Source organism: Acinetobacter sp. 1424608 (genome assembly GCF_000588255.1).
Taxonomy (GTDB): Bacteria; Pseudomonadota; Gammaproteobacteria; order Pseudomonadales; family Moraxellaceae; genus Acinetobacter; species Acinetobacter nosocomialis.
Genome location: NZ_JFXL01000001.1, coordinates 412983 through 424484, shown reverse-complemented (window position 1 = coordinate 424484; position 11502 = coordinate 412983). Strand labels below are relative to the sequence as shown.

Here is an 11502-nt window from a genome sequence, read left to right as displayed (position 1 = left end):
CCATGGTGGAAAAAGCTGCCGCCTTCAAGCATGGTCACAAACTCTTTACCCGCATTAATCAGTTCAGGGTCTTCTTCACCTGCAGCTGGTGGTGGGCCAAATGCCAATAGTCCATTTTCAGAATGAAGGAAAATATCTTTATCGTTAGGTAAGTAGCTGGCAATTTTAGTCGGTAAGCCAATGCCCAAGTTCACATAGGCACCATCGGGAATATCTTGTGCCACACGTTGTGCAATCTGGTCACGGCTGAGTTTCTGATAGCTCATGTTATTTCTCCTTATTGCTTACTGTGCGGGCTGTACTTGTACAACATGCTGTACAAAGATACCTGGGGTGATGATGTGCTCAGGGTCTAATCCACCCAGCTCCACCACTTCAGAAACCTGAGCAATGGTGACATCCGCAGCCATGGCCATGATCGGGCCAAAGTTACGTGCAGATTTACGGTAAACCAGATTGCCCCAGCGGTCGCCCTTATAAGCTTTAATCAGGGCAAAGTCAGCCTTGATCGGATATTCAAGTACGTAATCTTTACCATCAATCTCACGGGTTTCTTTACCTTCGGCCAAAAGAGTTCCAAAGCCTGTTGGAGTAAATACAGCACCTAAACCCATACCGGCAGCTTGAATACGACAAGCCAGATTACCTTGCGGTACAACCTCAAGTTCCACCTTTCCGGCACGGTACAGTTCATCAAACACATAAGAATCTGACTGACGTGGGAAAGAGCAAATGACTTTTTTTACTGAACCAGCCTTAAGCAGTTTAGCCAGACCATAGTCACCATTACCGGCATTGTTGCTCACAATGGTTAAGTCTTTAACACCGAGTTCAATCAGACCGTCAATGAGTTCAGCGGGTTGTCCTGCGGTACCGAAGCCACCAATCAGAATGGTTGCACCATCTTTAATCTGCGATAAAACCTCGCTTAGTGAGGACTTACTTTTGTCAATCATTAGACAACTCCATTGTGCTCATTGAAGAAGAGATAGGTAAGAGAGTTAGGCACACTGAGGCGAGAAGAATAGATAAATATTTCACTCAATCCCGAGTGTTTCCCTTAGATTTCCCTTTTAATCATTTTTGATAATTTTCGTATTTTGATCTAGTAAGCTATATATAGTTTTGTTCGATTTAGGATTTTTTTGTTCGACTATCGAACATTATCTCAGTAAATTACTTAATCTATCTTATAAATTCAAATTGTAAAAAAATACCAATAATTTTGGCTAGATATGTATAAAACAACATATTTGCTTAGGCTATTTCATAAATAAATTAACCATCAGCACTGTATATAAAACCTTAAGACTGTGATTGTAAAATTAAACGAGCAAGTTCCAAATCATCAGGATAAGTAATTTTTATATTATCAGAGCGCCCCATGACCACTTGTACACTTTCGCCCACAGATTCAAGTGCACTCGCCTCATCGGTAATGGTCAAATTATTTTTTAATGCTGTTTCTATTGCTTTTTTAAGCGTGCCAATTTTAGCAATTTGGGGAGTTTGAGCCTGCCACAAAAGTTCTCGACTCACAGTTTTATCAATTTGGTGTTGTTTAGTTACTTGTTTTAGCGTATCGCGTACAGGAATTGCCAAAATAGCATTCTGGTTTTTTTCAACTGCGTTTTTAACAAGAGCACTAAGACATTTAAAAGTCACACAAGGTCGTGCAGCATCATGTACTAATACCCAGTCATTCTCATCCGCTATCTGCAATAGATAATTTAGGGCGTTTAATACTGAGTGCACACGTTCAGCACCACCATTACAAAAATGAGCCTTATGTTTATCCTGAAAAGCTAAAGTCGAGGCAAAATTATCCTGTGCACCAATTGCTAAAACATAGCCACTTAACGGAAGTTGGTTTAAACGTTTAACCGTATGTTCTAAAACAGTAGCGTCTTGAATGTATTGATATTGCTTTAATTCAGTTTTGGAGAACCGACTTCCCGAACCAGCAGCAGGGATAACCGCCCATAATTTAGTCTGGGATGTCTGGCGATGGTGGTGTCTCATTAGTTTCCAAATCTACTTTAGCGTTCGGGTCAATATAAATAGGCTTATAATTGGTACTAATTGTACTCATTTGAACAAATGTTTCATGAGGCTTAACTAAACCAAGATCAAGACGAGCATGCTCTTCTATTGCTTCTGTACCGTTTTTTAGGTCAAAAACCTCAGCTGCCAAAATGCGGTTTCGCTCTTTAAGCTCATCATTTACTTCGGCTTGCTGTTGAATCTGTTGCATAAGCGCTTGATGAGGAAAATAACCACCCTCACCTAACCAGAACTGATATTGCAATATAGCTACTAAAACAATAACCAGTAGCAATATAAGTTTGCTTGAAGTGGATCGAAATACTTCTAACATAGCATTAAGAGCTTTAATTAAAAACTTTTATTAAGTTTTTGTATTGTATGACAATTTACAAGCGACATGCAAAATTCCTGCAAAATTCCTGCAAAACGATGAATGATCATATTACTTTAAATTGACCATCGTGACATGTTTCATTTTGTCAAAATTAAACTCAATTGGAAAGGAAAATAATGTTTATAAACACAACTGTTTATAAATCAATCTATGCATATAAAAGTTACTCTTAAGAATGAGTAAAAACTGCAAATATCATAGAAAAACCAGCAACTGCTAACATGCAATCTAGCAATAAATTAAAAGTTTCCTCAGACATCTTTATTACAAATGTTTTACCAATATAATTACCAATAATTAAAGAAAAACCAACCGCAACTCCCGCAATTAAAATATTTTTATGTAAAACACCTAGCGCACCAAAAGTTAAGCTTTTTGTTACGTAAATTCCAAATGAAGCTGCCGCCTCTGTTGCCAAGAGAGCTCCCTTAGTTAAACCAAAACCATTAAAAACCGGAAGTAATAATGGACCCGTGGAGAATACTACACCAGTGATATAGCCAAGCACACCACCTGCGACTATCATTTTCCATGAATTAAATTTAAAATTATGGCGTTTGGCATAATGCCTAATCGGTATTAAGCAAAAGAAAAAGAAACCTATACATAAGTTGGATAATATCGGTGACATAACCCATAAAGTATTGGCTCCCAGTATCGTTGCGGGTATGCCCAGACTCGTAAACAACATAAATGCTTTAATATTAAGCTCTTTACGCCACATTACTACACGTGAAATATTCCCCATGATTGCGGCAATTGCCATAATAGGTACTGCAAGCTTCGCCCCAAAAATATAAGAAAGTATAGGCAACAAAATAATAGATGATCCAGTCCCTACTACCCCACTAATCAGTCCTGATAGAACCCCAATAACAGCAAGTGCTACATAGATCATAGGCCTAACCAAAATAATTATTCTTAAGAGTCTACAATAGTCTAGGTTTTAAAATCGTACTATAGCTCTGTTCTGTTTTAGTATTTAAAATTTGCATTTTAAAATACTTAATTACTTATGCGATTAGCCCTATAAAACTTATTAAATTTTTATTTGAAGCTATATAAAATCACATATTTCTTCTATTTTTAACCAATAACTACCTAAAAAGTATACTTTTTTGCTTTCCATTTTGATAAGAATTTTAAATGTATTTTTGATACATATTTTAATAAGTGAGAAGAAGATGGATCTTTCTAACATTTTTATAGGTGACACAACGTGGACCTTTGTTTTAGAAATTTTAATCCGATGTACTGTGATGTTTATTATCATCATTACTTTTTTAAGACTATCTGGTAAACGTGGTATTCGACAACTTTCCTTATTCGAACTGGCTATTATTTTATGTTTAGGATCTGCTGCTGGTGATCCTATGTTTACTAAAGACTTACCTATTGCTCATGCATTTGTTGCTTTTGTAGCTATTATTTCTTTATATCGCCTCGTTACTTGGGGTATGGTAAAAAATAAAAAAATAGAAAATTTATTAGAAGGCCGAGCTCTCTGTGTCGTTAAGGACGGTCTCTTAGTTTATAAAGATTTCCAAAAACAAACATATTCTCATGACGAGTTTTTCTCGGAAATGCGCCAACAAAATGTAGAGCATTTAGGTCAAGTCCGAACAGCCTTACTTGAATCTGATGGTATTTTGAGTTTGCTTTATTATGAAGATGAAGACGTTAAATGGGGACTTCCTTTATTTCCAGATGCTTACCGCAAAGCTGATGTACTTAAAATTAATACTTTTTATTCTTGTATGAAATGCGGTGAAACAAAAATTTTAAACAAACTCGACCAAGAATGTTCTCGCTGTCATCATCATAGTTGGGCTGAATCTTTAAAAACTCGACGTTTAGGATAAATAAAAAAGTGCTATTCCCAAAAAAGAAATAGCACTTATATTTTAAATATTAATTTGTCATCAATATTTAAATCAGCAAAGTATTATTCAAAAGATTAGTTTAAACCTTTGAACTCAGCTTTACCGCGGTAAACCGCTTTAGTCAACTCTTCAATACGAAGTAATTGGTTATATTTAGAAACACGGTCAGAACGGCAAAGTGAACCAGTCTTGATTTGACCTGCTGCTGTACCAACTGCTAAATCAGCAATAGTTGAATCTTCTGTTTCACCAGAACGGTGAGAAATAACAGTCGTGTAACCATTTGCTTTAGCAAGGTAGATTGCATCTAAAGTTTCAGTCAATGTACCAATCTGGTTATATTTGATCAGAATTGAGTTACCTACTTTCTCATCAATACCACGTTGTAAAATCTTAGGATTAGTTACGAATAAATCGTCACCAACCAATTGGATTTTATCACCAAGAATTGAAGTTAAATAGCTCCAGCCTTCCCAATCAGACTCATCTAAACCATCTTCAATAGAGATAATTGGATATTGCTTAACAAGACCAGCTAAGTAATCAGCAAATTGATTGCTTGTAAAAGACTTGTTGCCTTCACCTTCAAGAATATATTGACTATTCTTGTAGAATTCTGAAGATGCACAGTCAAGTGCAAGCATCATATCTGAACCAGCTTTATAACCCGTTTGTTCAATTGCTTGAAGAATTACAGTAATTGCTTCTTCGTTTGAACGAAGGTTAGGTGCAAAACCACCTTCATCACCTACAGCTGTATTCAAACCTTGTTTTTTAAGAACTGATTTCAAAGAATGGAATACTTCTGCACCAGCACGTAATGCTTCAGCAAATGAAGTAAAACCAACTGGCTCAATCATGAACTCTTGAATATCAACAGTGTTGTCTGCGTGAGCACCACCGTTCAAAATGTTCATCATTGGTACAGGCATAGTCAAAGTAGTTTGACCACGTAAGTTAGCAATATATTGGAACAATGGAAGTTTTTGTTCAGCTGCTGCTGCGTGAGCTGCTGCCAAAGATACTGCCAAAGTTGCATTCGCACCTAATTTAGATTTGTTTTCAGTACCGTCAAATGCAATCATTTTTTCATCAAGTGCTTTTTGATCAAAAACACTCTGACCAACAAGCAATTCATGAATTGAGCTATTTACATTCTGAACAGCAGTACGAACGCCTTTACCCAAGTAACGTGATTTGTCACCGTCACGAAGTTCTAAAGCTTCACGAGAACCAGTTGAAGCACCAGATGGTGCACATGCACGACCAACCACCCCAGATTCTAAGATGACGTCTGCTTCGATGGTTGGGTTACCACGAGAGTCCAAAATTTCACGTGCACGAATGTCAACGATTTGGCTCATGAACAATTCCTCAGTTGAATGAATAACGCGATGCAAGTTCCTGCATCAATGAGTATCTAACTTTTTGAATCCTTTAACTAAAGTATCCAATTCTTTTAGTTGTGCCAAGAATGGCTCAAGCTGCGACAGCCGCAATGCAGATGGTCCATCACATTTTGCTTTGTCTGGATTTGGATGAGACTCTAGGAATAATCCCGCTAAACCTGTTGCCATACCAGCACGCGCCAAAGTTGTAATTTGAGCACGGCGACCGCCAGCTGAGTCAGAACGACCACCTGGAGTTTGTAAAGCATGAGTCACGTCAAAGAATACCGGTACATTCATTTCTTTCATGATGTCAAAGCCAAGCATATCTACAACTAAATTGTTATAGCCAAATGCTGAGCCACGCTCACAAAGAATAAGTTTGTCATTTCCAGCTTCCAAACATTTATGCAAAATATGACGCATTTCATGAGGAGCTAAAAACTGTGCTTTTTTAATGTTGATAATAGCTTGGGTTTTAGCCATTGCTTCAACAAGATCAGTTTGACGACTTAAAAAAGCTGGAAGCTGGATAATATCAGCGACTTCGGCAACTGGTGCTGCCTGATATGGTTCGTGAACGTCGGTAATAATTGGAACATTAAAATGCTTTTTAATGTCACCTAACCATTCAATACCCTTTTCAAGTCCAGGACCACGGAATGAATGCAAACTAGAACGGTTTGCTTTATCAAAGCTCGCCTTAAATACATAAGGAATATCTAGGCGTTTACAAATATCAATATAAGTTTCAGCAATTTCAAAAGCTAAATCTTTTGACTCAAGTACGTTCATTCCGCCAAATAATACAAATGGCAAATGATTTGCCATTTGTATATCGCCTAAACGTACAACTTCTTGTGGTTTTAATTGTGGCATTTAAACTTTCCCAGTTTATTTAAAATCGCATTACTTACTTTTTTGATGCTGTGTTTTTGCAGCGTCAATAAAACTAGCAAATAATGGATGTCCATCACGTGGTGAACTTGTAAATTCCGGGTGGAATTGTACAGCAATAAACCAAGGATGGTCAGGAATTTCTACAGTTTCAACCAAATGTTGTGCTGAAGAATAACCAGAAATCTTCATGCCCGCTTTTTCAATCGCCTCAATGAAACGATTATTCATTTCATAACGATGACGATGACGCTCAGTGATTTCAGCTTTTCCGTAGACTTCACGTGTTTTTGTGCCTTCAACCAATTCTGATTTTTGTGCACCTAAACGCATTGTTCCGCCTAAGTCAGACTCAAGGCTACGCTGTTGTAATTCACCACGCTCATCTAACCATTCAGTAATTAAACCAATGAGTGGATATTTTGTAGAACGGTTAAATTCTGTAGAAGATGCTTCTGGCATACCTGCAACATGGCGAGCATATTCAATAACTGCCAATTGCATACCTAAACAGATTCCTAAGAAAGGAATACGATTTTCACGTGCGTATTGAATAGCTTTCATTTTGCCTTCAGTACCACGTTCACCAAAACCACCTGGTACTAAAATTGCGTCAGCTGTACTTAAAATAGATACGTCTTGGCTTTCAAGCTCTTCAGCGTTGACATAATCAATTTGTACTTTTACACGATTTTTAATACCCGCATGTAACAATGCTTCGTTTACAGATTTATAAGCATCTGGTAACTCAACATATTTACCAACCATAGCTACACGTAAAGTGTATTCAGGGTTCAGTAATGCTTCGACTACATTGTCCCAATCTTCTAGATTTGCTTCTGGAAGATCATTAAATCCAAAACGCTCACAAATTAGATCATCAACGTTTTGTTCATAGAAGGTACGTGGAATTTGATAAATCGTTTTTGCATCTTTACATACCACTACAGCACGTGCTTCCACGTTAGTGAATAATGCAATTTTGCGTTTAGTATCAACATCTACATCATATTCAGTACGGCAGATAAGAATGTCTGGCTGAATACCGATTGAAAGTAACTCTTTTACAGAATGCTGAGTTGGTTTAGTTTTTAACTCTGCTGCCGACTTAATATATGGCAATAAAGTTAAATGCATAAGCATGGTACGTTTATGACCAAGCTCAACCATTAACTGACGAACCGATTCCATGAACGGTAAAGATTCGATATCACCTACGGTGCCACCAATCTCTACGATAGCAACATCGTAGCCTTCACCTGCGCGAAGAACACGTTCTTTAATATTATCGGTAATATGAGGAATAACCTGAACTGTACCACCTAAGTAATCACCACGACGTTCTTTATTTAAAACGTCTTGATATACACGACCACTAGTGAAGTTATTTAGTTTGGTCATTTTCGCGCGACGTAAGAAACGTTCGTAATAACCCAGATCCAGATCGGTTTCTGCACCATCTTCGGTAACAAAAACTTCACCATGCTGGAATGGGCTCATTGTCCCTGGATCGACATTAATATAAGGATCCATTTTAACCATTGTGACTTTTAAGCCACGAGCTTCCAAAAGTGCAGCAACAGAAGCAGCAGAAATACCTTTACCTAGCGATGAAACCACACCACCAGTGACAAAAATAAAATGGGTCATTAAGTTTCTCGTACAATCAAGCCGAAATCGGCCTACAATGTTTGGCAATTTTACTGTACTCTGCCCCTATAAAGCAAAGTCAAACCGCATCAATTCAAAGAACAATAAACAACTGGTTATTCTATCAGCATTTTTAATAAAAAATTAGCTCAATCTGACATGATTTTTTCATTGCTATTTACTGTTATAATGCCAATTCCTCAATTAAATGTTGTTTAGGGCAATGGCAAATAAAAAACTTTTAATCTGTGCTGCAATTGCGGCTGGACTATTGTTAACCGCATGCGTTAAAAAAGAGACACCGAAAGAAGAAGAGCAAGACAAGGTTGAAACTGCTGTTTCAGAACCTCAACCAGAGAAGCCTGCAAAATTTGAATCTTTAGAGAGTGTAGATACTCATCAAGAAGCTCAAGTTCCAGCGCAACCACAAGTTGAAGTTGAACGTGAAGAAACAACTAATACTACAACTGAAATTCGCCGAGAAACCCGTCCTGCGCATTCTGCTGAATCTTCACAGACACAAGTTGCTGAACAACCTAAATCTGAGACACCAAAGGTAGAACCTAAACCTGAAAAAAAACCTGAGCCTAAAGCAGAACCTAAACCTGAAAAGGCTCAGTCTAAACCAGCTAAGGCAACTGAGCCTGCGAAAACAGAAGATGACGCAGTTGCTGCTGCAATTGCTGCTGCAACACCAGCACTTAAAAACTAAGCTTCTGTTTTAATAATGCCCAAATTAATTTTTTGATTTGGGCATTTATACAAAATTCATAATAAAAACAGATTAAATTCATTTAAATTTCAATTCAAACACTTGGAAAAATGAAGCAATACCGCTCTTATTTTAAGATATAAAATAAAGCCCAAAATTTGAGCTTCACTTATATATTCAATAATTATCTATTTATTACGTTCAATTAGAAAATAATCAGACATAAGACGTGCTGCCCATGACGTACTGCGCCATCCTTCATAAAATGCACAATGACTTCCCTTTTTAGTTGTGACTACAGCAACAGTACTCATTTGCTGAATTGGCTCTTTATAAGGTTCTAAATTTTTAATAGAGCAAACAGGGTCATCTTCTGCATTAAGAATCATTAATGGAATTTTGATATTTTCAAACACATAAATCGGGTTAATAGATTTACAGTAAGTCTCGTAATCTTGAAAACCTGCCATTTCAAAGTATTCTTTTTCAAATTCTTCTAAATTGGTCGTCGATAAGACTTTTTCTAAAGATGCTATTTTGCTCCACGTATTTTGATACGGATAAATAAAATACTTGAAGAGTTTTTTCGTCATCATTTTACTGTAAAAAGGATGAACATTTTTAAAACCAATTTCCGTGTTATAACCCGGGCACATCGCAAAAGCAGCTTTAAAAGGTGTATCTTCGCCTTGTTCACCTAAATAACGAACAAGCAAGCCAGTACCTGCTGAAGAACCTACTGCATATAAATCTGATGTCGGAAATAAACTTTGAATATAGTTAAGCTGTTCTTTTAAATCACTGGTAGATCCAAAAAGAGAAATTTGCGGCACAGGCATTGGCAAACCTGCGTGCCCACGGCGCAGGCATAGTGCAATTCGCCAGCCTGTATATTGATTCAAATCACGTACTAACTCACGCATACTTTCAGGCGTACCTGTAATAGTATGCATAATTACAATTGTTGGAGTATCTGCCGGTAAGTCATATCCATACCAAGCTATAGCGGTAATCCCACCATCACTCATGGTTAGTTGATCAATGCGGTCATACTCTAATTTTATTGATTGTTTTCTAATAAGATCAAAATAGAGTAAATGGACATGACTATTGGTTAACCAAGGCGTAGGTCGATATTTCTGTTTGAGTTGAGGAAGCTTCTCCAACACATCTTTTATTTGCCCTTGAGGATCATAATAAACTTTTGGATGCTCAGCACCTAACACTAAATCAAACAGCTCTGAACCGAAATCTTTAATTTTACTAAAAACAGATATGCCCATGTCCAATGACTACCTCTGACTATGAGTTAAATGATTGCCGCACTAAAGCAGCAACCTGCCTTCCCCAAATTGCGTAAACTTCCTTACTAGGATGAAAACCATCACTTGCCATTGTCAAATTCATGGCTTGAAAAGTTTCAATATTATATTCAAGAAACTTAAACTGGCTCTGCGGTGCTAACCATTGTTGTAATTTTTGATTCATTTGCTCTGCATATTGCCCAAATAACCAAGCTAATGGATTGGGTAAAGCAGGGAAATGTTGCATTGGAGGCACACCGGAAACGATAATCAACTTTGGCTGAAAACGTTTCTGTATGTGCTCAAATAATTGCTTCTGTTGTTTAATCCATGATTGAGCAGAGGTCAACTTCGTGACATCATTTACACCAATAGATGTCACAATCACATCATACTTCCGCTCTTCTAAATGCTGCAAAGCATTAAGAACTTGTCGAGTCGTATCACCAGTTTTAGCATGAAGTTTCCACTGTAGGGAAAATTCATTTTGCAGTTCTTGAATAATAGCACCAGACAAGGCATCTTTCTGATTTTCTACACCGACACCTACTGCGGCAGAATCTCCCAAAATAAGCAGGGATAAAGGCTTGCCTTGACCAATGCAACCTTCTCGTTCACCTTTGGCTTCTGCTAAACGTGGCGTGGTCTTTCGAACTTTACTGCCTTGTACAAATAATACGGGCAATAAAAGCAATGTTGAAAGTTTTAACCACATTTTATATACCTCAATATTCTTAGGCTATTTAACAAAATTATTGAGGTTTAAATTGAGCTATTCTTATACCCATTTGCTCAGCTAATGCAGCTAAACCACTCATTGGACGAATCATTACTTCAAAATCAATAATTTTACCCTGTTCATTAAAACGAATCATGTCAATCCCTTTTAATGATTTATCACCTACATTCGCACTAAACTCCAGTACTACATTTTCACCATCTTCTGTGTAAAACTCTCTGTGATAGGTAAAATTTTGGAATACTTGAATCACATTAGTAAGAATAAAGAAAACAACTCGTCTTCCCTCATAAGGTTTATAAGCGACTGGTGAACGGAAAACGACTTCATCTGCCAGCAAATCATTTAAGTTCGATAAGTCATTTGATTTAACCATGTGATGCCATTTTTCTAATGACTGTTTAGTTGTTTCGAGTGTCATTTTTTATTTTTCCTTCAAATAGTTTTTAGTCATGAGCACTCTCTTACCCAAGACAGTGCTCATTGAAA

At 37.2% G+C, this 11502-nt stretch carries 13 protein-coding genes; 2 read left to right on the top strand and 11 right to left on the bottom strand.

Features of this window, described 5'->3' with window-relative positions; all coding sequences use genetic code 11:
* The 5 genes from J678_RS06725 to J678_RS06705 form a co-directional block, all read right to left on the bottom strand.
* A partial coding sequence (locus J678_RS06725) for a CoA-transferase (RefSeq protein WP_032027205.1) occupies window positions 1-266 on the bottom strand: 266 nt, incomplete at its 3' end.
* A gap of 18 nt (window positions 267-284) precedes the next feature.
* Window positions 285-956 (bottom strand): 3-oxoacid CoA-transferase subunit A, encoded by a 672-nt coding sequence (locus J678_RS06720; protein WP_017394060.1) that lies wholly within the window; start codon window positions 954-956, stop codon window positions 285-287.
* A 349-nt stretch (window positions 957-1305) separates the two neighbouring features.
* A complete protein-coding gene (gene ispD / locus J678_RS06715) occupies window positions 1306-2022 on the bottom strand; it encodes a 2-C-methyl-D-erythritol 4-phosphate cytidylyltransferase (RefSeq protein WP_017394061.1) in 717 nt (238 codons plus the stop codon).
* Window positions 1988-2377 carry a cell division protein FtsB gene (gene ftsB, locus J678_RS06710; protein WP_004701341.1) on the bottom strand — a complete coding sequence of 130 codons (390 nt, stop codon included), beginning with the start codon at window positions 2375-2377 and terminating at the stop codon, window positions 1988-1990. The genes ispD and ftsB overlap by 35 nt, the downstream gene beginning before the upstream one ends.
* Window positions 2378-2609: 232 nt before the next feature.
* Window positions 2610-3338 (bottom strand): sulfite exporter TauE/SafE family protein, encoded by a 729-nt coding sequence (locus J678_RS06705; protein ID WP_017394062.1) that lies wholly within the window; start codon window positions 3336-3338, stop codon window positions 2610-2612.
* A gap of 286 nt (window positions 3339-3624) precedes the next feature.
* Here J678_RS06705 and J678_RS06700 point away from each other — a divergent pair, with 286 nt between their 5' ends.
* Window positions 3625-4302, top strand: a complete 678-nt coding sequence (locus J678_RS06700) for a DUF421 domain-containing protein (RefSeq protein WP_004708522.1) — start codon at window positions 3625-3627, stop codon at window positions 4300-4302.
* Between the two features lie 95 nt (window positions 4303-4397).
* Here J678_RS06700 and eno read toward each other — a convergent pair whose 3' ends face one another.
* From eno to J678_RS06685, 3 genes are read right to left on the bottom strand one after another with little or no spacing between them, the layout of a single operon-like run.
* Window positions 4398-5687 carry a phosphopyruvate hydratase gene (eno, locus tag J678_RS06695; protein ID WP_017394063.1) on the bottom strand — a complete coding sequence of 430 codons (1290 nt, stop codon included), beginning with the start codon at window positions 5685-5687 and terminating at the stop codon, window positions 4398-4400.
* Window positions 5688-5732: 45 nt separating this feature from the next.
* On the bottom strand, window positions 5733-6590 hold the full coding sequence (gene kdsA / locus J678_RS06690) for a 3-deoxy-8-phosphooctulonate synthase (protein ID WP_031955708.1): 858 nt from the start codon (window positions 6588-6590) through the stop codon (window positions 5733-5735).
* 30 nt (window positions 6591-6620) lie between these two features.
* On the bottom strand, window positions 6621-8258 hold the full coding sequence (locus J678_RS06685; RefSeq protein WP_002050609.1) for a CTP synthase: 1638 nt from the start codon (window positions 8256-8258) through the stop codon (window positions 6621-6623).
* 223 nt (window positions 8259-8481) lie between these two features.
* Here J678_RS06685 and J678_RS06680 point away from each other — a divergent pair, with 223 nt between their 5' ends.
* Window positions 8482-8970: a hypothetical protein gene (locus J678_RS06680; protein WP_002050668.1), complete on the top strand. Its 489-nt coding sequence runs from the start codon at window positions 8482-8484 to the stop codon at window positions 8968-8970.
* A 188-nt stretch (window positions 8971-9158) separates the two neighbouring features.
* Here the strand turns inward: J678_RS06680 and J678_RS06675 are convergent, their stop codons facing one another.
* From J678_RS06675 to J678_RS06665, 3 genes are read right to left on the bottom strand one after another with little or no spacing between them, the layout of a single operon-like run.
* On the bottom strand, window positions 9159-10253 hold the full coding sequence (locus J678_RS06675) for a YheT family hydrolase (RefSeq protein ID WP_004708515.1): 1095 nt from the start codon (window positions 10251-10253) through the stop codon (window positions 9159-9161).
* A 19-nt stretch (window positions 10254-10272) separates the two neighbouring features.
* On the bottom strand, window positions 10273-10989 hold the full coding sequence (locus tag J678_RS06670; protein WP_032027203.1) for an SGNH/GDSL hydrolase family protein: 717 nt from the start codon (window positions 10987-10989) through the stop codon (window positions 10273-10275).
* 37 nt (window positions 10990-11026) lie between these two features.
* Entirely contained in the window at window positions 11027-11434 is a 408-nt protein-coding gene (locus J678_RS06665) for a nuclear transport factor 2 family protein (protein ID WP_017394065.1), read from the bottom strand.
* Window positions 11435-11502: the final 68 nt, after the last annotated feature.

Coding starts and splice junctions, on each gene's coding strand:
- kdsA (WP_031955708.1), bottom strand. CDS start 6,590: ATGCCACAATTAAAACCACAAGAAGTTGTACGTTTAGGCGATATACAA.
- J678_RS06700 (WP_004708522.1), top strand. CDS start 3,625: ATGGATCTTTCTAACATTTTTATAGGTGACACAACGTGGACCTTTGTT.
- ispD (WP_017394061.1), bottom strand. CDS start 2,022: ATGAGACACCACCATCGCCAGACATCCCAGACTAAATTATGGGCGGTT.
- J678_RS06665 (WP_017394065.1), bottom strand. CDS start 11,434: ATGACACTCGAAACAACTAAACAGTCATTAGAAAAATGGCATCACATG.
- J678_RS06670 (WP_032027203.1), bottom strand. CDS start 10,989: ATGTGGTTAAAACTTTCAACATTGCTTTTATTGCCCGTATTATTTGTA.
- J678_RS06680 (WP_002050668.1), top strand. CDS start 8,482: ATGGCAAATAAAAAACTTTTAATCTGTGCTGCAATTGCGGCTGGACTA.
- J678_RS06675 (WP_004708515.1), bottom strand. CDS start 10,253: ATGGGCATATCTGTTTTTAGTAAAATTAAAGATTTCGGTTCAGAGCTG.
- ftsB (WP_004701341.1), bottom strand. CDS start 2,377: ATGTTAGAAGTATTTCGATCCACTTCAAGCAAACTTATATTGCTACTG.
- J678_RS06685 (WP_002050609.1), bottom strand. CDS start 8,258: ATGACCCATTTTATTTTTGTCACTGGTGGTGTGGTTTCATCGCTAGGT.
- J678_RS06720 (WP_017394060.1), bottom strand. CDS start 956: ATGATTGACAAAAGTAAGTCCTCACTAAGCGAGGTTTTATCGCAGATT.
- J678_RS06705 (WP_017394062.1), bottom strand. CDS start 3,338: ATGATCTATGTAGCACTTGCTGTTATTGGGGTTCTATCAGGACTGATT.
- eno (WP_017394063.1), bottom strand. CDS start 5,687: ATGAGCCAAATCGTTGACATTCGTGCACGTGAAATTTTGGACTCTCGT.